This window comes from Streptomyces sp. NPDC019531, assembly GCF_044903305.1.
GTDB lineage: Bacteria > Actinomycetota > Actinomycetes > Streptomycetales > Streptomycetaceae > Streptomyces.
Window position 1 is genome coordinate 78,090 of sequence record NZ_JBJDQL010000011.1, and the last position, 22,321, is coordinate 100,410.

General features: G+C 70.4%; 21 protein-coding genes and 1 riboswitch. Of the genes, 4 read left to right on the forward strand and 17 right to left on the reverse strand.

Going from position 1 to position 22,321, the window contains the following annotated elements:
• Positions 1 to 6: 6 nt before the first annotated feature.
• The 3 genes from ACI2L1_RS16095 to ACI2L1_RS16105 form a co-directional block, all read right to left on the reverse strand.
• Positions 7 to 1,200 (reverse strand): glycine C-acetyltransferase, encoded by a 1,194-nt coding sequence (locus ACI2L1_RS16095; protein ID WP_404739940.1) that lies wholly within the window; start codon positions 1,198 to 1,200, stop codon positions 7 to 9.
• A gap of 15 nt (positions 1,201 to 1,215) precedes the next feature.
• Positions 1,216 to 2,244: an L-threonine 3-dehydrogenase gene (tdh, locus tag ACI2L1_RS16100; protein ID WP_404739941.1), complete on the reverse strand. Its 1,029-nt coding sequence runs from the start codon at positions 2,242 to 2,244 to the stop codon at positions 1,216 to 1,218.
• Positions 2,245 to 2,405: 161 nt separating this feature from the next.
• Positions 2,406 to 2,639: a hypothetical protein gene (locus tag ACI2L1_RS16105; protein WP_404739942.1), complete on the reverse strand. Its 234-nt coding sequence runs from the start codon at positions 2,637 to 2,639 to the stop codon at positions 2,406 to 2,408.
• Between the two features lie 25 nt (positions 2,640 to 2,664).
• Here ACI2L1_RS16105 and ACI2L1_RS16110 point away from each other — a divergent pair, with 25 nt between their 5' ends.
• On the forward strand, positions 2,665 to 3,258 hold the full coding sequence (locus ACI2L1_RS16110) for a GPP34 family phosphoprotein (RefSeq protein ID WP_404739943.1): 594 nt from the start codon (positions 2,665 to 2,667) through the stop codon (positions 3,256 to 3,258).
• A gap of 82 nt (positions 3,259 to 3,340) precedes the next feature.
• Here ACI2L1_RS16110 and ACI2L1_RS16115 read toward each other — a convergent pair whose 3' ends face one another.
• From ACI2L1_RS16115 to ACI2L1_RS16145, 7 genes are all read right to left on the reverse strand, one after another.
• On the reverse strand, positions 3,341 to 3,481 hold the full coding sequence (locus tag ACI2L1_RS16115; RefSeq protein ID WP_404739944.1) for a hypothetical protein: 141 nt from the start codon (positions 3,479 to 3,481) through the stop codon (positions 3,341 to 3,343).
• 216 nt (positions 3,482 to 3,697) lie between these two features.
• Positions 3,698 to 4,282: a GAF domain-containing protein gene (locus ACI2L1_RS16120; RefSeq protein ID WP_404739945.1), complete on the reverse strand. Its 585-nt coding sequence runs from the start codon at positions 4,280 to 4,282 to the stop codon at positions 3,698 to 3,700.
• 60 nt (positions 4,283 to 4,342) lie between these two features.
• The gene (locus ACI2L1_RS16125; protein WP_404739946.1) at positions 4,343 to 4,942 is read right to left on the reverse strand and encodes a GTP-binding protein; all 600 of its coding nucleotides are present in this window, start codon (positions 4,940 to 4,942) and stop codon (positions 4,343 to 4,345) included.
• A complete protein-coding gene (locus ACI2L1_RS16130; protein WP_404739947.1) occupies positions 4,920 to 5,291 on the reverse strand; it encodes a DUF742 domain-containing protein in 372 nt (123 codons plus the stop codon). Before ACI2L1_RS16130 ends, ACI2L1_RS16125 begins: the two co-directional genes overlap by 23 nt.
• A 2-nt stretch (positions 5,292 to 5,293) precedes the next feature.
• The gene (locus ACI2L1_RS16135; protein WP_404739948.1) at positions 5,294 to 5,728 is read right to left on the reverse strand and encodes a roadblock/LC7 domain-containing protein; all 435 of its coding nucleotides are present in this window, start codon (positions 5,726 to 5,728) and stop codon (positions 5,294 to 5,296) included.
• A 68-nt stretch (positions 5,729 to 5,796) separates the two neighbouring features.
• Positions 5,797 to 8,523 carry a sensor histidine kinase gene (locus ACI2L1_RS16140; RefSeq protein WP_404739949.1) on the reverse strand — a complete coding sequence of 909 codons (2,727 nt, stop codon included), beginning with the start codon at positions 8,521 to 8,523 and terminating at the stop codon, positions 5,797 to 5,799.
• 902 nt (positions 8,524 to 9,425) lie between these two features.
• Positions 9,426 to 10,604 (reverse strand): MBL fold metallo-hydrolase, encoded by a 1,179-nt coding sequence (locus ACI2L1_RS16145; RefSeq protein WP_404739950.1) that lies wholly within the window; start codon positions 10,602 to 10,604, stop codon positions 9,426 to 9,428.
• A 176-nt stretch (positions 10,605 to 10,780) separates the two neighbouring features.
• On the opposite strand from ACI2L1_RS16145, the gene ACI2L1_RS16150 reads away from it, so the two are divergent.
• Both ACI2L1_RS16150 and ACI2L1_RS16155 read left to right on the forward strand, forming a co-directional pair.
• Complete coding sequence (locus tag ACI2L1_RS16150; RefSeq protein WP_404739951.1) at positions 10,781 to 11,959, forward strand: Glu/Leu/Phe/Val dehydrogenase dimerization domain-containing protein; 1,179 nt, start codon at positions 10,781 to 10,783, stop codon at positions 11,957 to 11,959.
• Positions 11,960 to 12,014: 55 nt separating this feature from the next.
• Positions 12,015 to 12,626 carry a TetR/AcrR family transcriptional regulator gene (locus ACI2L1_RS16155; RefSeq protein WP_404739952.1) on the forward strand — a complete coding sequence of 204 codons (612 nt, stop codon included), beginning with the start codon at positions 12,015 to 12,017 and terminating at the stop codon, positions 12,624 to 12,626.
• Positions 12,627 to 12,665: 39 nt separating this feature from the next.
• Here the strand turns inward: ACI2L1_RS16155 and ACI2L1_RS16160 are convergent, their stop codons facing one another.
• The 3 genes from ACI2L1_RS16160 to ACI2L1_RS16170 form a co-directional block, all read right to left on the reverse strand.
• Positions 12,666 to 13,451: an SGNH/GDSL hydrolase family protein gene (locus ACI2L1_RS16160; protein WP_404739953.1), complete on the reverse strand. Its 786-nt coding sequence runs from the start codon at positions 13,449 to 13,451 to the stop codon at positions 12,666 to 12,668.
• 250 nt (positions 13,452 to 13,701) lie between these two features.
• On the reverse strand, positions 13,702 to 14,622 hold the full coding sequence (locus ACI2L1_RS16165; protein ID WP_404739954.1) for a peptidoglycan DD-metalloendopeptidase family protein: 921 nt from the start codon (positions 14,620 to 14,622) through the stop codon (positions 13,702 to 13,704).
• Between the two features lie 4 nt (positions 14,623 to 14,626).
• Positions 14,627 to 14,788, reverse strand: a riboswitch (cyclic di-AMP (ydaO/yuaA leader).
• Between the two features lie 303 nt (positions 14,789 to 15,091).
• A complete protein-coding gene (locus ACI2L1_RS16170; protein ID WP_404740062.1) occupies positions 15,092 to 17,167 on the reverse strand; it encodes an alpha-galactosidase in 2,076 nt (691 codons plus the stop codon).
• 215 nt (positions 17,168 to 17,382) lie between these two features.
• Between ACI2L1_RS16170 and ACI2L1_RS16175 the strand changes: the two genes are divergently transcribed.
• Positions 17,383 to 18,183 carry a tyrosine-protein phosphatase gene (locus ACI2L1_RS16175; protein ID WP_404739955.1) on the forward strand — a complete coding sequence of 267 codons (801 nt, stop codon included), beginning with the start codon at positions 17,383 to 17,385 and terminating at the stop codon, positions 18,181 to 18,183.
• Between the two features lie 12 nt (positions 18,184 to 18,195).
• Here ACI2L1_RS16175 and ACI2L1_RS16180 read toward each other — a convergent pair whose 3' ends face one another.
• The 4 genes from ACI2L1_RS16180 to dxs form a co-directional block, all read right to left on the reverse strand.
• Positions 18,196 to 18,318, reverse strand: a complete 123-nt coding sequence (locus tag ACI2L1_RS16180; protein WP_404739956.1) for a DUF6126 family protein — start codon at positions 18,316 to 18,318, stop codon at positions 18,196 to 18,198.
• Positions 18,315 to 18,920 (reverse strand): helix-turn-helix domain-containing protein, encoded by a 606-nt coding sequence (locus tag ACI2L1_RS16185; protein WP_404739957.1) that lies wholly within the window; start codon positions 18,918 to 18,920, stop codon positions 18,315 to 18,317. The genes ACI2L1_RS16180 and ACI2L1_RS16185 overlap by 4 nt, the downstream gene beginning before the upstream one ends.
• Positions 18,921 to 19,018: 98 nt before the next feature.
• A complete protein-coding gene (locus ACI2L1_RS16190; RefSeq protein WP_404739958.1) occupies positions 19,019 to 20,404 on the reverse strand; it encodes an aspartate aminotransferase family protein in 1,386 nt (461 codons plus the stop codon).
• Positions 20,401 to 22,299: a 1-deoxy-D-xylulose-5-phosphate synthase gene (dxs, locus tag ACI2L1_RS16195; RefSeq protein ID WP_404739959.1), complete on the reverse strand. Its 1,899-nt coding sequence runs from the start codon at positions 22,297 to 22,299 to the stop codon at positions 20,401 to 20,403. Before dxs ends, ACI2L1_RS16190 begins: the two co-directional genes overlap by 4 nt.
• Positions 22,300 to 22,321: the final 22 nt, after the last annotated feature.

Here is a 22,321-nt window from a genome sequence, read left to right on the forward strand (position 1 = left end):
TCCGGACTAGCCCGCCAGCTCGGCACGGGCCGCGACGAAGGCGTCGACCGCGCGGTTCACGTCCTCGGTGGAGTGGGCCGCCGAGAGCTGCACCCTGATGCGCGCCTGCCCCTGTGGAACCACCGGGTACGAGAAGCCGATCACGTACACGCCCCGCTCCAGAAGCAGCTCCGCCAGCCGGCCCGCCTTCGAGGCGTCCCCGATCATCACCGGGGCGATGGCGTGATCGCCGGGCAGGACGTCGAAGCCCTCCTCGGTCATCCGGCGGCGGAACAGGGCGGTGTTCTCGCGCAGCCGCACCCTCAGGTCGTCCGCCGACTCCAGCAGGTCGAGGACCTTGAGGGAGGCCGCGGCGATCACCGGGGCGAGCGTGTTCGAGAAGAGGTACGGCCGTGAGCGCTGGCGCAGCAGGGCGACGATCTCGGCGCGGGCGGCGACGTAGCCGCCGGAGGCACCGCCGAGTGCCTTGCCGAGGGTGCCGGTGACGATGTCGACGCGGTCCATGACGCCGTGCAGTTCGGGGGTGCCGCGGCCGCCGGGGCCGACGAAGCCGACCGCATGGGAGTCGTCGACCATGACCATGGCGTCGTGGCGGTCGGCGAGGTCGCAGATGTCCTTCAGCGGCGCGACGTAACCGTCCATGGAGAACACTCCGTCGGTGACGATCAGCTTGCGGCGGGCGCCCGCGGCCTCCTTCAACTGCCGTTCCAGGTCGGCCAGATCACGGTTGGCGTACCGGAAGCGACGGGCCTTCGACAGCCGGATGCCGTCGATGATCGACGCGTGGTTGAGCGCGTCGGAGATGACGGCGTCCTCGGGTCCCAGCAGAGTCTCGAAGACTCCGCCGTTGGCGTCGAAGCAGGAGGAGTACAGGATCGTGTCCTCCTGGCCGAGGAAGGCGGAAAGGCGTGCCTCCAGCTGCTTGTGCACCTCCTGCGTGCCGCAGATGAAGCGCACCGAGGCCATGCCGTAGCCCCAGCGGTCCAGGGCCTCGTGCGCGGCGGCGATCACCTCGGGGTGGTCGGCGAGGCCGAGGTAGTTGTTGGCGCAGAAGTTGAGGACCTCACCGGGACGGCCGCCCGCGGAGACGTTCACGGTCGCGGACTGCGGGGTGTCGATCACCCGCTCGGGCTTGTGCAGACCGGCGGCGCGGATCTCGTCGAGGGTGGCGCGCAGGTCGTCGCGCACGGAGTCGAACATCGTCAAGTCCCTTGGTCAGTTGGTCCAGTCGAGAATGACCTTGCCGCCGCGGCCGCTCGCCGCGTCGGCGAACGCCGCCTCGAAGTCGCGGTGGCCGTAGCGGCCGGTGATCACGGGGGCGAGGTCGAGGCCGCCCTCCAGGAGGACCGACATCGCGTACCAGGTCTCGAACATCTCACGGCCGTAGATGCCCTTGATGGTGATCATCGAGGTGACGATCCGCGCCCAGTCGACCGGGAACTCCGCGGTCGGCAGCCCCAGCATCGCGATCCGGCCGCCGTGCGTCATGTTGGCGATCATGTCGCGCAGGGCCTCGGGCCGCCCGGACATCTCCAGACCGATGTCGAAGCCCTCGCGCAGCCCCAACTCCCTCTGTCCCTCGACGATCTGAGCCCCCGACACATTGAGTGCGAGACTCACGCCGATCTTGCGGGCCAGCTCCAGGCGCTCCTCGCTGACATCGGTGATCACGACGTTGCGGGCTCCCGCGTGCCGTGCGACCGCCGCCGCCATCAGACCGATCGGTCCGGCGCCGGTGATCAGCACGTCCTCGCCGACCAGCGGGAAGGACAGCGCGGTGTGCACCGCGTTGCCGAACGGGTCGAAGATCGCGGCCACGTCGAGCTCCACGGGAACGCGGTGCACCCACACGTTGGCTGCGGGCAGGGCGACGTACTCCGCGAAGGCCCCGTCCCTTCCGACGCCCAGCCCGACCGTGGCCCGGCACAGGTGCCGCCGCCCGGCGAGGCAGTTACGGCACTTGCCGCACACGAGGTGTCCCTCGCCGCTCACCCGGTCGCCGAGCTTGATCTCGGTGACATCGCGCCCGGTCTCCACGACCACGCCGACGAACTCGTGCCCCAGGACGAGGGGCGTGTGGATCGCCCGCCGCGCCCACCCGTCCCAGGACCGGATGTGCAGATCGGTGCCGCAGATGCCGGTGCGCAGCACCTTGATCAGTACGTCGCCGGGCCCGACGGCGGGCTCCGGGACGTCCACGAGCCACAGCCCGGGCTCCGCCTTCTCCTTGACCAGCGCCTTCACGCTACGGCTCCTGTGGGTGCGAGGGGTGGAAACGCCCTGCAATCTGCCGTACGGCACCGTCCCGGTCCATCGAGGATTTCTTAAGCGGTGCCACAGCTGGGCTTCACGCCCGTTGCCGGCGCTCGAAGTACCCGATCAACTCGGCGGCCGGTGCCGGGACTTCAGGTACGGCCCCGCCGTCGACGGCGCGGGCGCTCATCTGTAGCAACAGGCCGGTGGCGGACCCGGACCGACTTGACCGTGCCGATGTCGCGCATCAGGGAGCCCTTGCGGCGGCCGCGGCCGTCCGGCGGGTCGGCTTCCCGCACCAGATGGTCGTACCAGGACACACGGTCCCCGAGCAGCAGCGAGAATCGACCGAGGACGCCCGGCCCGCCGCGGCGGACCCGACGCATTCGCCCAACTGACGTGGAGCCGCTGATGACCACCGCACGGGACCTCGCGATCGTCGCCCTCGACGAGGCGACCGACAAGCCGGTGGAGCAGGGCGATCTGTCGCTCACGCTCGCGGGAGCCGAGGTGCTCGACCTCCTCGACGCCCACGCCCTCGTACTGGACGGCGACCGCATCCTGCCCAACGCCCCATCCCCCACGGGCGACCGCCTGTTGGACGAGGCCGCCGCGTCACTCGTACGGCAGGAGCCGTACGAGTCGGTCGAGGACTGGCTGTGGCGCCGGGGTCGCGGGCTGTCCGCGGCCTACGTCGACGACCTGGAGCGGATCGGGCTGACGACCCGCTCGCGGGGCCGCCGGATCCCGCTGCGGACCGGGCGGACGGAGCTGGTGGACTCGGCGGCCAGGCAGCGGGCCGAGGAGCGCCGGGCTGCGGGCGAACCCGTCCTCACCGCTCTGGCGGCCGCCGCCGGGATCGGTGACGAACCGGCCGAGGAGCTCACCGACGAGGCGGTCACCGTGCTGGCCGCCGTCGGGGACGCGGTGATGGAGCTGGAGGCCGTACGTCAGCGGAAGGTCATCGAGGACGCCGCGTTCGACAATGTCTGGCGTGGTTACTAGGAGGCTGCGACACCGGGCCAGGCCCGGCAGTTGCCCCGCGGAGGACTCAGTCGCCGGGGACTGTTGTAGCGCCTGGCGAACATCACCTGGCCCTCCGGCTGGCCATCACCGCCCGCGCCGCCTCCCGGGCGTCGGACACGGTGGCGTCGCCGCGGTCGCGCGCCTCGGCGACGCCCGCCTCGGCCATGTCGACCTGCGCGTCGAAGATCTGCTGCGACCGCACGGGCTCGGCATGGCCGGCTGCGCTGACCGGCGCCGGTCTGCTCGAAGAGCCCCCTTGCAGATCTCGGCCACCCACGCCCGGCGTCGAGTGGCCGCGCCCCTCGATGAGCGAGCGTGCGGCACCGGGAATCCTCTCCCTGACATCACGGGTGCGTCCCACACAGCGGGTGGACGTGAGTACTGGACGGGTCGGCCGGCGAAGTGGCCGTCTCGCTCGTCACAGCACCGGGAGCCCGTCGGTCTCCCGTCGCTCCAGGCGCGTGACCAGTTCCGCCGCCGATGCCTTGATCGTCTCCAGGCCGGGCCTGCCCCAGGGGCGCGGTTCCACGTCGACGACGCACACGGTGCCGAGCACCATGCCGGTGCTGTCGATGAGCGGTGCGCCCAGATAGCTGCGGATGCCGAACGCGTCGACGACCGGATTGCCCGCGAACCGCGGGTAGTCGCACACGTCCTCCAGGACCAGCGCCTTGCGCCGGACCACCACATGGGGGCAGAAGCCATGGTCACGGGCCAGCTCACGACCCAGCACCGGCGTACTGCCGTCAGCCTTGACCACGACGGCCGGCGCCACCTCCGGCAGGTGCAGGCCCGCGAAGAACTGCCGTTGCTCGTCCACGAAGTTGACCATCGCGTACGGCGTCCCGGTGAGCTCCGCGAGGTGGTCTGCGTAGGCGTCGAGGGCGGGGTCCACCAGTGCTCCCAGACCGAGTTGACCCAGACGTCTGGCCCGGGCGGGGGCCTCCTTGTCCTCGGGGGTGAGCAGCAGACGACCGGTCGGCCGCGACGGGTCATACCTCATGGGCGGGCTCCGTCACTGTGGACGCGGGTCATATACGGGCTCCGTGGCGGTGTGCGGGGGTCACATGTGGGCGCCGTGGCTCGGCGCGGGCGCCGGGCTGTGGGCGATGAGATGCCGTACGAGGGTGAGCAGGGTCTGTACGCCGGAACTGGAGATCCGGGCGTCGCAGCGCACGATGGGGATCTCCGGCGGGAGGTCGATGGCGGCGCGGACCTCCTCGGGGTCGTAGCGGTACCCTCCGTCGAACTCGTTGATCGCGACGATGAATCCGAGGCCGCGCTGCTCGAAGAAGTCCACGGCCGCGAAGCAGTCCTCCAAGCGGCGGGTGTCGGCGAGGATCACCGCCCCGAGCGCGCCCTCGGAGAGCTCGTCCCACATGAACCAGAACCGCTCCTGACCGGGCGTGCCGAACAGGTACAGAACGTGTTCCGGATCGAGGGTGATACGGCCGAAGTCCATGGCCACCGTCGTCTCGACCTTGTTCTCGATACCGTCGAGACTGTCGGTCGCCGCGCTGACCGTGGTGAGCAGCTCCTCCGTGCTGAGGGGGGCGATCTCGCTGACCGCGCCCACGAGGGTCGTCTTGCCGACTCCGAACCCGCCCGCCACAAGGATCTTGAGTGCGGTGGGGAACGGGTCAGAGTTGTCGTCGTAGTCCATCGAGCACTGCCTCCAGAAGAGCCCGGTCAGTCGGGTTGTGGGTGAACTCGGGGGGCTTGGTGGTCAGCGCCCCGCAGTCCACGAGGTCGGACAGCAGCACCTTGGTGACCACCGCCGGCAGCTTCAGATGCGCGGCGACCTCGGCGACCGAGACGGGCGCGCGGCACAGGTCGAGGGCCTGCGCGTGTTCGGGGCCGAGGTAGCCGAGGGGGGTGGCACCGGTGGCCATCACGTGCGACAGGAGGTCGAGCGCGATGGTCGGCCGGGTGCGGCCGTTGCTGACCGTGAAGGGCCGCACCAGCCGTCCGGCCGCGTCGTCGAGCCAGGGCCCGTCGCCGGCCGCCGCCACGCTCAAGGCCTCATCGCCGAGGGTTCGACGGCGTGCTGACGGGGCGCGGTCACCAGGTAGGGGCGGACGCTCTTGACCAGCATCGCCATCTCGTAGCCGAGCACGGCGGCATCGGCCTCCCGCCCCGCCAGGACGGCGAGACAGGTGCCGGAGCCCGCGGTGGTCACGAACAGCAGCGTCGAGTCGAGTTCGACGACGACCTGGCGGACCTCTCCGCCGTCGCCGAAGCGGACGCCCGCGCTGCGGCCCAGGGAGTACAGGCCGGAGGCCAGGGCGGCCATGTGGTCGGCGCTGTCCCCGTCGAGACCGTGGACCGACTTCACGAGCCCGTCGCAGGACAGGAGGACCGCGCTGGTGGTGTGCGGTACGCGCTGCACGAGGCCGCTCATCAGCCAGTCGAGATCGGATGCATGGCCGGTCGGCGCTTCGCTCGCCATGGTGGATCGACTCCTTGAGGTACGAAGGTCTGCGGGAGCGCTGGGGGGTGGGGTGAACGCGGGGGTGGTCATCCGGCGGGTGCGCTCCCGTCGTGCCGGTGGGTGTTGCGGTCGAGATCGAGGTCGAGGCCGGGCGCGGGGACTCCGTCCCGTCCGCCGTGCACCTCGGATATGTGCGGCCGCTCCATGGGGGTTACGTCCAGGGCGGCCGACTCGATCGTGGATGCGGCGTCCGTGTGGCTCGCGCCGAAGTCGAAGGAGGCGGACGGTTCGGGGGACGGGGCCGGGCGGGACTGGAGCGGGGTGGTGTGTGCGCGGGCAGTAGGGATATGAGCGGAGTCCGTGTGGGCCGGCTCCATGGTCACGGGGTCGGCGTGGGAGGACCCCATATGCAGGGAGTCGATGTGTTCTGATCCCATGCGCTCGGAGGCCATGCGCTCGGACTCCACAGGTTCTGAGCTCACATGTCCGGGCTCCATATGGGCCAAGTCCCCGTGGGGCGACGCCATGTGTGTGGAGTCCGTGGGGTCGGCCCCCAGGCGGGCAGTCACCATCGGCGCGTCCGCTTCTCCATGGGTGGGTTCCAGGTGCTGCTGAGCCTCCGCGAGGCTGATCCCGCGCTGGAAGGCGGCCATCAGTCCCGGGTCGTGGCCGGCCAGGTACTCGGCGTCCTGCCGTGGCGCGGGCCCCCCGCGCAGTTGGGGTGCGATGTGCTCCTGGGCGCGGCGTCGGGGCAGTTGGGGCTTGCCCATGGTGCCGCGCACGGTCCCGGTGCGCGGGGTGGGCGGCACCGCGACGTGCTCCGCGACCAGCCGCCGGTCATCGGCCCTGATGCCGGGCACGGCATCGGCGGGATTGGACCGCCCCGCCCGGGCTCCGCGCACCGGCAGCGGTGTGGGCCGCGCACCGTCGGAAGCCGCCCCCCTGCCATAGGACAGCGCACCACCTCTCGACACCCCACTCCCCTGCGGTACGGCCCCACCAGCACCGCCGGACAGACGCCCGCCGCCGTCCGGTGCGACAGCCCCGCCACCCGGCAGATGCCCCCTCCCGTTCGACACGCTCCCACCCGGCACTCCCGAACCGTCGTTCGGCAAGGAATCGCCGCCCGGCAGGGACTCGCCGTGCGCACGCCCACCGCCCGGCAGAGACCCACCGCCACCGGACGCGCCCCTACCGCCCCCCGGCAGGGAGTCGGTGCCGCCGTGCCCACGCCCCCCATCGCCTCGTACGGCCGTTCCGCCCGGGAGGGAACCACTGCCGGCCGACACCACCCCCCGCCCGTTCGTCCCCTGCCCACCGCCGCGCGGCACCGCTGCGCCCCCGTTCGCCCCCGGCGTCCGTCCGCCGTCGCGCCCCGAGTCCGTCAGCCGCGCGGACTCACGGCTGGAAGGCTCACGGCTCGAAGGCTCACGGCTCGACGACTCCCGTCGGCGCGGGTCCGCCTCGGGACGCGCTTCCGCCGGTGCCCCCCGGTGCCGGGCCTCGTGACCGCTTCGCGGTTGCTCCGGGCCCTGCGGGGGCACGCCCGCCCCCAGCGCCCCGACGGCCCCCGTGGCCTCCGGCTGCTGCGCGCCGACCGCTCCCGGAGCCGATCCCAGCAGCGCCTGCGGCACGACGAGAACGGCCTGGACGCCGCCGTAGATATTGGTCTGGAGCCGGACATGGATCCCGTGCCGCTTGGCCAGCTGTGAGACCACGAACAGTCCGATGCGGCCGTCTGCCAGCAGGCTGGCGACATTGACCTGATCCGGGTCCGCCAACAGGGCGTTCATCCGGTGCTGTTCGGCGACCGGCATGCCGAGTCCGCGGTCCTCGACCTCGACGGCGAGGCCCGAGGTGACGAGGTTGGCGCGGAGCAGGACCTGGGTGTGCGGCGCCGAGAACACCGTGGCGTTCTCGACGAGTTCGGCCAGCAGATGGATCACGTCGGCGACGGCGTGTCCGCGCAGGGTGCCGTCGATCGGCGGCACGAGTTTGACCCGGGAGTACTGCTCGACCTCGGCGATGGCGGAGCGCAGCACCTCGGTCATGGAGACGGGGTTGCTCCACTGCCGGCGCGAGACGGCCCCGCCCAGCACGGCGAGGTTCTCGGCGTGCCGACGAATCCTGGTCGCGAGGTGGTCGACGTGGAAGAGCCCCTTCAACAGGTCGGGGTCCTCGATCTCGTTCTCCAGCTCGTCGAGGATGGAGATCTCCCGGTGCACCAGGGATTGAAGCCGCCGCGCGAGGTTGACGAAGACCTCCAGCTTCTGTTCGCTGCCCGCCTGGCTGGAGAGCTGGGCGGCCTGGACGACGGCGGTCACGGCCCCGTCGTGGGCGCGGGCCAGATCGGCGGCGAGCAGTTCGAAGTCGTCGGCGTCGTCGGCCGGACCGCTGCGGGGGCCGCGTCCGGGCGGGACCTCCCCGCGCCGCAACCCCTCGACGAGGGCCCGCAGATCGGCCTCGCGCCGCGCGCTGCTGCGGCGCAGTGCGCCGACCCGGTCGCTCACCGACTTGGCGGCGCGGTCGGCGGCCACCGCGGCGATCAGGATGCCCGCGAGGGCCACCGAGACCGCGCCGGCCAGGACGCCCCACAGGACGAGGCCGGGCTGTGCGTCGGTGGATCGGACGGTGAACAGGACGGCCGCGCAGCCGCTGAGGGCGACCGCGATCGGCGGGAGCACGGCCAGCCGCAGCAACTGGGGCCGTATGTGTGTCTCCGGCAGCGCGGGGGCGGGGCGGGCGACCGGCCGCCCGTGCCGCCCGCCCTCACGGCGGTCTGCGCGTGTGGCCGGTGCACGGAGGTGAGACATCGGTGTCCTTGTAGTGGTCCGTCGGTCCTGATGGCCGGAGGGTCCCGGGCCGAGCCGTCCGGGTGGGCGGGCTCCGGCGTGTGCCCCGGCGGGCTGTCGGGTGGGTTGCCGGGCGGGTTGCGCGGCGGCGTGGTCGTCGGTCACCGGCGCGGCGCCTCCCTCCTCCCCGCCCCGCGGCTGTCCGCCGTGGGCATGCGTCATGGCGTACCGGTCGAGAGAACCGCAGAGTTCAACCCCCTCGTCGCCCGGCGGACACTCACAGTAGTCGCCAACGCATCATGTGCGAGCGGCAGTTGACAAAGTCCCCCGCGCAGCGTCCCACTCTGGTATGAGGCCTTGCACGGCAGACCGACAAGCCCACCGAGCAGGCTCCCCCGAACGAGTGAATACCGATCAGGCCAGGTCAGGAGCGATCCCGAACGGTCGGCGCGAGTACAGGGTGGTACGCACACACTGGTCGCCCGGCGGGCGGTTCGTCGGGTGCGGCAGCCCCACCGACGGCCCCTCGGAGCGTTGGCCCGAACCTGCCTGAACGTAACTGAGCGTATCGGCCCGCCTCGTTCACCGGGCCACGGCGCGGGCACCTCGCCGCGCCTGAGAGGACCGAGGATCATCGACACGTCCACCGACGTCACATCGCGCAGCCAGGAGGAGCGCGTGACGAAGTCGTGCAGGGCGGCCTTGTCCGGAAACGCGATCAGGACCAGCTACTGCCGTTCGCATGTGACGAAGGAGTTCACGTCCCCCTGACCGACCCCGCCCGCACCCCTGGGTCCATCTGCGGCCGCGCGTTCGTCGTGGCTGGTCGCGCAGTTCCCCGCGCCCCCAGGTTGGTTCAGTTGAGCGCGCGGGACTGCAACCACTCAGGGGCGCGGGGCCAGGTCGATATACGGCACCACCACTCAGCGCTCGGCCACGGGCTCCCGCTCGACCGCAGCCGTCGGCAGCGCAGCCCACCCCCCGACCGGTGCCCTCGCCACCCCCCGCCACCAAGGATCGACCACCGGCACCGCCCCCGGCTCGAACGGCTCCCCCGGCCGAGGCGAAGCCATCGCGACCCCCGCCTTGTGGGCGAGCAACATCGTCCGCTCGGCAGGCTCCACCCAAGGGTGCGTCGCGAGATTGAACGTCCCCCAGTGAATCGGCAACAGCACCCCCTCCGTGGCGTCCCCGCCCTGCAGATCCAGGTGCGACTGCAGAGCCTCCTCCGGCGTCATGTGGATGTCCGGCCAGAAGTCGGAGTAGGCCCCGAGCTGGATCATCGTGGCGTCGAAGGGCCCGAAGGACGCACCGATGTCCTTGAACCCGTCGAAGTACCCGGTGTCACCACTGTGGTACACCCGGTGTTCCCCGCCGGAGACCACCCAGGACGCCCAGAGTGTGTGCTGGGTGTTCCGCAGCCCCCGCCCGCAGAAGTGCCGGGCCGGCGTGGCCGTCAGGGTGAGGCCCGCGACCTGGGTCGACTCGTGCCAGTCCAGCTCGCGCAGCCGGTCCGCGGACACGCCCCAGTGCTCAAGATGGGCGCCCACCCCGAGCGGCACGGCGAAGACGGTGTCCGTCCCGGCCAGTTCCTTGATCGTGGGCATGTCCAGGTGGTCGTAGTGATCGTGCGAGATGACGACCACGTCGACCGGTCCGAGCGCGGCGAGGGGCAACGGCACGGGGTGCAGCCGCTTCGGTCCGGCGAAGGGGAACGGAGAACACCGCTCCCCCCATACGGGATCGAACAGCACTCGCCGCCCGTCGATCTCGGCGAGCACGCTGGAGTGCCCCATCCAGGTCAGCCGGAGCCCGGTGGCGGGCGGCTTGGAGAGGTCGGCGAGGGTCGTGGGGTGCACCGGGATGCGACCCTCGGGAGCCCGCTGGGGCCGGGTGTCGCTGTCGAAGAAGACCTTGGCGAAGTCCAGCGCCGACCCGTCGGGCCGGGTTCGCGCGGGGTTTCCGCCGGGGTTCTGGAAGACGCCGTCCTTGAAGTGGGGGGATCTGCGGATACGCGCCATGCGCTCACCGCTCGGGTCCGCACCGAAGGCCGCGGGCTGCAGCGCGCGGAGCCCGGAACTCAGGGAACGGAAGCCGATCACGGTACCTCCAGGTGGAGTCGCTGAGGCATCCATTATGGTCCGCCCCTCTGACAGTGCCGGGGTCCGCCCGGTCACACGGGGAAGGACGCAGCCCGGGCCGATCACGTTGACAGCGCGCACCCCGCTGCCAATACTGACTCCCCGTTCAGTAGCCGTCCAGCCACCCCGGAGTCCGCGTGACCACCCCCTTGCTGTCGCTCACCTGGACCGACCACGTCACCGGCCGCCACGGCTTCCTGGTCGTCGACCGGCTGGTACGGGGCGTTGCCAGCGGCGGGCTGCGGATGCGCCCGGGGTGCACGCTGGACGAGGTCGCCGGGCTCGCCCGCGGCATGACCATGAAGGAGGTCCTGCACTACGACCCCGCCGCGCGGTACGTCCCGCTGGGCGGCGCGAAGGGCGGCATCGACTGCGACCCCCGGGATCCGGAGGCGTACGGGCTCCTCGTCCGCTACCTGCGCGCCATGCGGCCGTACATCGAGAGTTTCTGGACGACCGGCGAGGACCTCGGCCTCAGCCGGGACCTGCTGGACCGCGCGGCCGCTGAGGCCGGTCTCGTCTCCTCGATCCAGGCGGTCTATCCGCTCCTCGACGACGAGAGCGCAGCCCGGCGGCGGCTCGCGGACGCGTTCGCCGTCGAGGTGGACGGCACCGGGCTGGACGAGCTGGCGGGCGGCTGCGGGGTGGCCGAGGCGGTGCTCGTGGCCCTGGACCGGGCCTCGGTGCCGTACGCGGGCACGCACGTGGCCGTACAGGGTCTTGGCACCATGGGAGGGGCGACGGCGCGCTTCCTCACCCGCGCGGGGCTGACCGTGGTGGCCGCCGCCGACATCAAGGGCACGATCTTCAACCCCGCCGGACTCGACATCGAGGCGCTCCTGGCCGCCCGGGACACCTACGGCACCGTGGACCGCGCCGCTCTTCGCCCCGCCGACCGCGAACTGCCCGGTGACGCCTGGCTGTCGCTCGACGCGGAGATCCTCGTCCCCGCGGCGGTCTCGCACACGATCGACACCGGCAACCAAAGGCGGATCCGGGCCCGTTGGATCGTCGAGGCGGCCAACATGCCCGTCCTGCCGGCCGCGGAGACCCTGCTGGCCGCGCGCGGGATCACCGTACTGCCCGACGTGGTGGTCAACTCCGGGACGAACGCCTGGTGGTGGTGGACCTTGTTCGGCGACATCGGCGCGGACGCGGACGAGGCCTTCACCCACCTACGGCATTCCATGCGCGCCCTCGTCGAACAGTTGCTGACCCGCGCGGAGGCGGACGGCACCTCGCCGCGCGCCGCCGCCCACGCGCTGGTCGCGGACCGGCTGCCGTTGATCGCCGATCGATTCGGCTGGTACCGCTGACCAGCGCGGACCCGGGCGGGCGGTGCCGCACAGCGTGACGGATTAGGGTGATCCCGTGGCGAGAGTGCGGTTGACGGTGGCCGAGCGGCGCGAGGAGCTGCTGCGGGCCGCTATAGAGCAGATCGAGGCGCGGGGCGTGGCGGCCGTCAGGATCGCCGACGTGGCCTCGACGCTCGGGGTGAGCAACGCCCTGGTGCTCTATCACTTCTCGACGAAGGAGAAGCTGGTCGCGGCCGCGTTCACCCACGCCGCCGAGGAGGACCTGGCCCATCTGCGCAAGCTGCTGGGGCGCCGGACCAGCGCACTGCGCCGGCTGCGGGCGGCCGTGCGCTGGTACGCCCCGACGGGCCAGGCCAAGGGCTGGCGCCTGTGGATCGAGGGCTGGGCGGTGGCCCTGCGCGAGCCCACGCTCCAGGAGGTCGCACGCAACCTCGACAAGCGCTGGAAGGCGGCGCTGGCGGAGGTCATCGTCGAGGGCGTCACGGCGGGCGAGTTCCACTGCCCGGACCCGGAAGCGACAGCCCTTCGCCTCACCGCCCTCCTGGACGGCCTGGCAGTCCAACTGACGTCCTATGCGGGCGCGGTGCCCAGATCCCGCGCTCAGGCGTGGGTGGACGAGGCGCTGGCCCGGGAACTGGGCCTGGAACGGACAGCGCTGATGCGCTGACCACTCAGGCCGGTCCGACCGCGGTCCCCGGGTGCCCTCTCAGGCCACCGAAGCGATCCGCGTCTTGATGTCGTCCGGCGACAGCACACCCTTGGCCGTCACATGGTCCCCGGAGGACTCTCCGCGCAACCGACGCCCGATCCACGGCACCAGGTACTCGCGTGCCCAGTGCACGTCGTCACGCCGCACATCCAGCGGCCCGCGCGGCGGCAACGGCGGCCACGGCTGATCCGGATCCGCGGGTACCTCAAGGCCCAGTACCTGCCCCGCTCGAAGCGCCACACGCGTGTGGCCCTCCGGAGACAGATGCAGCCGGTCGCCGTCCCAGGCCCGCCGGTCCTGGACGGTCTTCAGGGACCACAGGTCGAGCACCGGGCACCCGTACCGGTCGGCGACGGCCCTCACATGCCCGTTGTAGGTGGCGATCTTGCCGCGCAGGTGCTTGAGCACGGGCACCCCGCGGGTGTCGCAGCCGGTCGTCACCATGACGGTGCCGCACGCCTCGGTGAGCCTGGCGATCGCCCGCTCGAAGCGCTCGGCGACCTCGTCGGGGTCGGTGCCGGGCCGGATGATGTCGTTGCCGCCGGCGCAGAACGACACCAGGTCCGGTGCCAGTTCGACGGCCTGCGGAAGCTGGTCCTCGACGATCTGGTCGAGCAGCTTCCCGCGCACGGCGAGATTGCTGTACCTGAAGTCGCCCTCGGGCCGCCGGTCCGCGAGAAGTACCGCGAACCGGTCGGCCCATCCGACGAACGCCCCGTCGGGGCCGGGGTCGCCGACGCCCTCGGTGAAGCTGTCCCCCACCGCCACGTACGACCCGATCACTGATCTGCTGTCATTCTTCGAATCGTCTGCCACAGCAGTTCATGATTCACCTTCGAATGTGACCTACGCGACCGTAGGAAAGACTTGACGGGCGGTGAGATAAGCCACTCCTAAAGTGTTCACCAAACCAGGAATAGCTTTCTCACCAGGACTGTTGACGCTGCGACAGCCACACCCGGAAGTCGCGCGGACACACCGAAGGCCGGACCCGGGGATCGGGGTCCGGCCTTCGGTGGCGCAGGGGGTGTCGTCAGCCGACGGCGACGCCCTTCGAGCGGAGGTAGGAGACCGGGTCCACGTCCGAGCCGTAGTCCGGCGTGGTGCGGATCTCGAAGTGCAGGTGCGGACCGGTCACATTGCCGGTCGCGCCGGAGAGCCCGATCTGCTGGCCCTCGGTCACGGTCTGGCCGGCCGAGACGGAGAGCTGGGAGAGGTGGGCGTACTGCGCGTAGTAGCCGTCGTTGAGCTTGATGACGACCTGGTTGCCGTAGGCGCCGCCCCAGCCCGCGGAGACGACCGTGCCCGCGGCCACGGCCTTGAGCGAGGTCCCCGTCGGAACGACGAAGTCGACGCCCGTGTGGTAGCCGCTGGACCACATGCTGCCCGCGACGCGGTAGCCGGTGCCGATGGTGGCACCGCTGACCGGGAGCGTGTAGCCACTGGAGCTGCTGGAGCTCTGCGTGGCGGCCGTCGAGTTGGAGGAGGACTTCGACTTTGCCTTCTCGGCCTTCGACGAGGACGACGAGGAGGAGGACTTGGTCTTCGCCGTGCTCGTGGTGGCCTTCTTGCCGATCGAGAGCTTCAGGCCGGGATGTATCAGCGACGGGTCGTCACCAATGGCCTCGCGGTTGTCGGCGTAGAGCTTTTTCCAGCCACCGCTGACGTTCTGCTCATCGGCGATCTTCGAGAGATAGTCACCGGCCCGCACCGAATAGGTGCGCACGGCCGAGGTCTTCTTGGCGTCCTTCTTCGCAGTCGACTTCTCGGCGACTTTCTGCGTGACCGGAAGCGCCTGAACGGCCTTTTCCGACACGGACTGCGAGGTCGCCGCGTGAGCGCCGGTTGCCCCCATGAGCGGAAGGGCGAGCGCGGCACCCCCGGTACCGGCGATGGCGATCGAGCGGGTGAAGCGCTTGGGCTTCGGGCGGCGGTGCTTACCCTTGGCGGGCATGGCGAATTCCTCTCCGGCGCCTGCGAGGTGAGCTGTCGGGTGCGGGCTGGAGATGCCCGGCCGCGCCGAAACGCGGCTTTACCCCAAGCCGTTCCGGAGACCGGAACAGGCGTTACTACCTGTGGGTCCCCCGCTCCTGCCGTGCACGGGTGAGTGTGTGCGGAATCCGGGCGGCGGCAGGATTGGGCGTCCGTCCGGATCGGTGGCGAACGTAAACGAGCAAGACACAAAGGGACAAGTGAGAGGTTCCCTGTGAATGCGTTCCTGTTGATCCCTTATGAGAATTAACGGTCACCCTGCGTGAATCGGACGCCCGCCACCGAACCCAAATCCCCTTGAAAACCCCGCGAATTACGTGAACATGACGGGCGACACACCGTTACGGATATGACGCTCCTCACGTCATGAATTCACAGGAACCCCTATCCCGGCAGGAGTTGGAAAGAAGCCAACAATTCGGACAGAAGCCCTAGATGCGACGCAGCCGGAGAACCGTCGCATCCAAGTCGCCGCGCAAACCGGTGCGAAGTCCGTGATGCAGCAATACGGCCCCTCGGTGAACTTCTCCCGTTTCGAGGCATTCGTACGACGCCGTCGGGTCGAGTCCGCGCAGCCGCACCGCCGGCACGGGCTCGCCGTAGTGCTGCGCCTGGAGCCAGGCGAGAACGACGGCCTCCTCCCCCAGGACGTACTGCACCGCACTGAGTCCGCCCCGCGGAGGCCGCAGCCGGTAGAGGTCGCCACGCTGCACCAGCGGACGGATCTCCTTGTAGAGGTCCACCCACTCGCGGGCTTCGGCGAGCTCCTCCTCGGTCCACTCAGCGAGGTCCCCGCCGACCCCGAGCACCCCGGCCATCGCGCTCACGAAGCGGAACCGCAAGGAGCTCACCCGGTCGTTGAGCTGGGTGTTGGGACTGTCGGTGACCCAGGCGGCCATCACGCGCGCGGGGTGGATCTGGCTGAAGCCGTGCTGGATGGCGAGGCGGTCGAGCGGATCGGTGTTGTCGGAGGTCCACACCTGGTCGGTGCGACTGAGCACCCCGAGGTCGATCCGGCCGCCGCCACCCGAGCAGGACTCGAAGGCGACGCCCGGGTGAGCCGCCCGCAAACGGTCCAACAGTGCATAAAAGCCGCGTACATGGTCAACCCACAGGCGCTGCGGATAGGCGTCGCCGGGCCAGCCCGCGTCCGTGAAGCAGCGGTTGAAGTCCCACTTCACATAGTCGATCGGGGCCGAGGAGAGCAGTACGTCGAGCTGCTCCCACAGATACTCCTGGACATCCTCGCGCGCGAGGTTCAGTACGAGCTGATTGCGGAACTCCGTCCGCTTTCGTCCCGCTTGGTACTGCACCCAGTCCGGGTGGGCGCGGTACAGCTCGCTGTCCGGATTGACCATCTCCGGCTCGACCCAGATACCGAACTGCATGCCGAGCGCGTGCACGCGGTCGCCGAGCGGCTTGAGCCCGGCGGGGAAGCGGTCGGGGTTGGGGGCCCAGTCGCCGAGCCCGGCCCGGTCGCTGGTCCGGGTGCCGAACCAGCCGTCGTCGACCACGAACAGCTCGACACCGGCCGCCGCGGCCCGGCTGGCGAGGGTGCCCTGCTGCTCCTCGGAGATGTCGAAGTAGGTGGCTTCCCATGAGTTGAACAGCACGGGCCGGTCCCGGTCCGCGTCCGGGATCACGTACGCCCGCTGGTAGGCGTGCCAGGCCCGGCTCGCCCCGCCGAAGCCGCCGTCGCTCCACAGCCCGGCGAAGACGGGCGTGGTGAAGGTCTCCGCCGCCTCCAGCCGGAGCAGACCCGAGTCGTCGTAGCCGGCGCCGCCGGTGATCTGCACGCGCGCGTCGGGGAGTTGGGCCACACAGATCCGCCAGGACCCCGACCAGCCGAGGGCGCAGCCGTAGACCTCGCCGCGCTCCTCGGTCGCGTCGGTGTCCAGCGCGACCCAGGGCAGGTGCTGGTGCCCGGTGTGGCCTCGGCGGCTGCCGATGACCTTCTCGCCGTAGGTGAGGGGGGCCTGCGTGAGCCGGGACTCGGCGGCCCAGCGGCCGTGCAGCTGGGAGAGCCGCCAGCCGTCCTCGCGGTCGGGCAGCGTCCAGGTGGCGGAGTCGGCGCGCAGCAGCTCGACGGGCGCCGGGCCGTGGTTGTCCAGGGTCACCCAGCGCTCCAGGACGTCGTGGCGCATCCGGTAGTGCAGCGTGACCACCAGCCCTGCGTCACGGAACCGCAGCCGCAGTTCGTCACCCTCGGTGTCGTACGCGTCGAAGCTCCACTCGGTGCCACGCCGCTCGTCGGTCCGCACGGACAGAGCGGGACGCGTGAAGCGGGGGCCGCCTTCGACCGGGTACTCCTCGCGGCCGTCGAGGGGGGACTCGAAGGCGTGGTAGTCCGGCAGCGGACGTACGGCGAGGGCCTCGGCGTCGGCGAGGGCGATCCGCGCCCCCCAGTGCAGGTGCAGCAGCTCATCCTCGGCGGTGAGGTGCAGGGCGTAACTGCTGGCCGGCCCGGACAGAATCCACGTACGGCCGTTCTCGGCGATCTCCAGCATCATGCCCCTCACAGATTCGAACAGGTGCCAACAGGTGCGCGCAGGTGCGCTCAGGCACCAACATCATCAACGGACGTGAGCCCCGTCTGCAACGCCTGTGGACAAGTCATGGCAAGCCCTGTGGACAACTCATTGCCCCAGGAATCCATGTCGTATCGTCGAGAGCGTGCCCGTCGACGAGCAGCGCCGACGGAGCTCGGCTGGGAGGAGCCCCCGTGACGCAGCAGATCCCGTCGACCGAACCCGAACTGGCCGGTGTCCGCAACTTCCGTGACGTAGGCGGACTGCCGACGGTGGACGGACGGCGGGTGCGGCACGGAGTGCTGTTCCGCAGCGGCCACCTCGCGCACGCGACGGAGGACGACGCCGCTTTCCTGTCCTCCCTGGGTCTGCACACGATCTTCGACTTCCGCAACGCCGCGGACCAGAAGCTGGAGGGTCTGGACGTAGAGCTGCCGGGAGTGCGCAATGTGAACCTCCCGCTGAGCGACCCGGCCGACGGCGTCGAGTTCTGGAAGATGGTCCGCGACGGCGAACTCGACGAGCTGCGCGAGATCCTCAGCGACGGCAAGGGCTCGAACCGGATGATCACCGCCTACCGCAAGATCATCAAGGAACGCACCGCGGAGCACTCCCAGGTGCTGCGCTCCCTCTCCGAGGACAGCGTGCCCGCCCTGATGCACTGCGCGGCCGGCAAGGACCGCGCGGGCCTGTCGATAGCAGTGACCCTGCTCGCCGTGGGCGTCGAGCGCGAGGCCATCGTCGCCGACTATCTGGAGTCGAACGCCAAGCACCGGCGCTACAAGGTGCGCCGCAGCGGCGACGACGCCGCCACGGCCTACTCCCCCGAGGTCATGGAGCTGCTCAGTCCGCTCTTCGACGCGCGCGTCGAGTACCTGACGGCGGCCTTCGAGACCATCGAGGAGACCTGGGGCGGCGTCGACCCGTACCTGGAGCGGGGCCTCGGCATCACACCGGAGATCCGCGAAGGGCTGCGGACGCGGCTGCTCGACTGAGCAGTACGGCCGTCACTGCCCGGCCCCCACCTCGAAGAGCAGGTAGATGAAGGCCGCGAAGACGTGGCCGATCGCCAAATAGATGACGAGGCGCACCCACAGGGCGCGGGGGAACTTCTCCTCCATGTCGCTCATGGCGTCTCTCCAGGGGTGGGGCCCAGGCACAGCGTGGCCGTGGGACTCTGCAGCAGGGTGTGGACGAACAGGAGCTCGACGCCGTCGGGGTCCTGGGCGGCGATGCGGTGCGGGGTCAGCGAGTCGAAGTGCGCACTGTCGCCCGGACCGAGCCGGTGCGCGGTGTCACCGAGGCGCAGTCTGAGCCGCCCCTTGAGGACGTAGAGCCATTCCTCGCCGGGATGCACCCGCACGATGTCGCCCTGGGAGCCGTGCGGCACGTGCACGCGCAGGGCCTGCATGCCGCGGCCGGGCGCACCCGCCTGGTAGTACGTCCAACCACCTGCCGCGGTCGGTTCCGTCTCCGCGGCACGCAGCACGGCGGCGCGCTCGGCGACCGTCTCACCGAGGAGTTCGGAGACCGTCGTACCGTAGACACGGGCCAGCGCGAGCAGCATCGGCAGTGAGGGCTGGCGCTGCCCCGTCTCCAGCCGGGAGAGGTGGGCCGGTGAAAGCCCCGCGGCACCGGCCGCGGCCTCCAGGGTGAGGGAGGCGCGGCGGCGCAGTGCGCGCAGCTGGGGAGCCACCGAGGGCAGCTCCGTGAAGGTTTCCGGGGAGCTCATGCCTCCATTGAGCCGGAGACTTGCCTCCGCGGCAATTTTCTTGCCTCAGAGGCAAATCCCTCGGTACCGGACGCCTTCGGTCGGCCCGGTGTGAACGGCTACCGGTTGGCCACCGCCTGCTTCACCAGCGTCTTGCTGAAGTCCCACATCAGCCCGCTGCCGCTGTGCGCGTCGTCCATGACGGCGGTGAAGGCGTCCACGAACCGGTCCACCTCCTTCTCCCCGACGACCAGCGGCGGGATCAGCTTGATCACCTCCAGGTGGTCGCCGGAGACCTGGGTGAGGATCCGGTGCCGCTGCAGCAGCGGGACGACCACCATCTGTGCGAACAGTCCCTTGCGCGCGGCCTGCAGCATGGTCCAGCGGCCGCGCAGCTTCAGCGACTTGGGCTTCCCGAACTCGATGCCGATCATCAGGCCCCGGCCGCGTACGTCGGCGAGCAGTTCGTACTTGTCGGTCAGCGCCGCGAGCCGGGACCTCAGCAGGTCACCGGTGGCGCGGGCGTTCGCGACGATCTGCTCGTTCTCCATGACCGACAGGACGGCGAGCCCGGCCGCCATGGCCTGGGCGTTGGAGCCGAAGCTCGCCGAGTGCACCAGCACCCGGTCCATCGACGAGTAGACCTTCTTGAAGATCCAGTCCTTTCCGAGCGTGGCGCCGACCGGGACATAGCCGCCGGAGAGCGCCTTGGCCACGCACACCAGGTCCGGCTCGACCCCGTCCTCGTGCTGGTAGGCGTAGAAGTCCCCGGTACGGCCGAGCCCGGTCTGCACCTCGTCGGCGATGAGCAGCGCCTTGTGCCTGCGCAGCAGCTCCTGTGCGGCCCGCAGATAGCCGGGCGGGGCCTCGTGCACGCCCTTGCCCTGGATCGGCTCGACCACGAGCGCGGCGACGTCGCCCTTCTTCAACTCCCTTGCCAGGGCGTCCAGATCGCCCAGGGGTACGGCGGTGTCGGGCAGCAGGGGCGCGAACCCGTCCCGGAAACCGGACTCACCGTTGACCGACAGCGACCCGGTGGTCAGTCCGTGGAAGGCGTGGTCGCAGTACAGAACACGGGGCTTCCCGGTGGCGTACCGGGCGAACTTCAGCGCGGTCTCCACCGCCTCCGTGCCGCTGTTGCCGAAGAACACCCGGTCCAGGTGCGGGCTGTACGCGAGGAGCTTCTCGGCCAGCAGCCCGGGCAGCGGCTGGCAGTCGAAGCGGGTGAGGTCGGCGAGCTGGGCGTCGAGCACGTCGTGCAGCGCCTTGCGGACGACGGGATGGTGGCGCCCCAGGCCCATCACCCCGAACCCGGCGAGCATGTCCAGGTAGTCGTTGCCGTCCGCGTCCCAGAAGTAGGCGCCCTCGCCACGCTCGTAGACCTTGTCGAAGCCGATGGTGTGCAGCATGCGCGGGAGCTGGTGGTTCAGGTACTTCCCGTGCAGCTCGTAGCGTTCGGCTCCGCGCTCGGCCAGGAGTCTGCCGAGGTCGAACTCCGTGGTCATTCAGCCTTCTCCTTGACTTCGACCTGGTCCTTGACGGCCAGGCTCGCGCTGATCCGCCCCGCCACCTCGATCGGCGTCAGACCGATGTCGGCGAGCACCTCGCCCCGCTTGGCGTGCGCGAGGAACTGCTCCGGAATCCCGAACCGCCGTACGGGCACGTCGACTTCGGCGTCCCCGAGAGCCAGCGCCACCGCGGCCCCGACCCCGCCTGCCCGGCTGTTGTCCTCGACGACGGCCACCAACCGGTGTTCCGCGGCCAGACCCGGCAGCGCGGGGTCGACAGGCTTGACCCAACGGGGGTCCAGGACCGTGCAGTTGATGCCACGGGCCGCCAACAGGTCGGCGGCCTGGAGGCAGACGGGCGCCATCACACCGACGGCGACGAGAAGCACCTCGGGCCGCTCCCCACGGTGGAGCACGTCCATGCCACCGACGTGGTCCACGGCCGCGATCACGGGTCCCACCGACTCCTTCGGGAACCGCACCAGCGTCGGCGCGTCGTCCACGGCGACCGCCTCCCGCAACTGCGCCCGGAGCTGGTCGGCGTCCCGAGGCGCGGCGATCCTCAACCCGGGCACGACCTGCAGGATCGACATGTCCCACATGCCGTTGTGGGAGGCCCCGTCCACGCCTGTGACGCCGGCCCGGTCCAGCACGAACGTCACCCCGCAGCGGTGCAGAGCGACATCCATCAGCAGCTGGTCGAAGGCACGGTTCAGGAAGGTGGCGTAGACGGCGACGACGGGGTGCAGCCCGCCCGTCGCCAGACCGGCCGCGGAGACCGCCGCGTGCTGCTCGGCGATCCCGACGTCCCACACCCGGTCCGGGAACCGCTGAGCGAACTTCCCGAGCCCCACCGGATGCAGCATGGCCGCCGTGATCGCCACGACGTCCTCGCGCTCCTCCCCGATCGCGACGATCTCGTCACCGAACACCGAGGTCCAGGACGGCCCGTTGGAGGGCGCCAGCGGCTCGCAGGTGAGGGGGTCCATCACACCGACGGTGTGGAAGTGGTCCTCCTCGTGCGCGAGGGCGGGCTCGTAACCACGCCCCTTCTCGGTGAGGCAGTGGATGAGCACCGGCCCGTGGAAGCGTTTCGCGCGCCGCAGAGCGGACTCGACGGCCCCGATGTCGTGTCCGTCGATCGGGCCGACGTACTTCAGCCCCAGGTCCTCGAACATGCCCTGGGGTGCGAAGGCGTCCTTGAAGCCCTTCTTCGCGCCGTGCAGGGACTCGTAGAGGGTGTTGCCGACGATCGGGGTCTTCAGGAGTACGTCCTTCCCCCAGGCCAGCATCTTCTCGTAGCCGTCGGTCGTGCGCAGGGTGGCCAGGTGGTTGGCGAGGCCGCCGATGGTCGGCGAGTACGAGCGCTCGTTGTCGTTGACGACGATGATCAGCGGCCGGTCCTTGGCGGCCGCGATGTTGTTCAGCGCCTCCCAGGCCATGCCTCCGGTGAGCGCGCCGTCACCGATGACCGCGACGACATGCCCCTTGTCCCCCTGTACCTGGCGGGCCTTGGCGAGCCCGTCGGCCCAGCCGAGCGCGGTGGACGCGTGGCTGTTCTCGACGATGTCGTGCTCGGACTCCTCGCGAGAGGGGTAGCCGGACAGACCGCCCTTGCCACGCAGCTTGGAGAAGTCCTGACGCCCTGTCAGGATCTTGTGCACATAACTCTGATGGCCGGTGTCCCACACGATGCGGTCGACCGGCGACTCGAAGACCCGGTGGAGCGCGATGGAGAGTTCCACCACCCCCAGGTTGGGCCCGAGGTGTCCACCGGTCCTGGCCACCGCGTGCACCAGGAACTCCCTGATTTCCTCGGACAGTTCACCGAGATTCGACTCGGACAGCGCCTTCAGGTCGCGTGGTCCCCGGATGTTCTCCAGAATGGTCACGCTCGGGCCCCCTTCGGTCCGT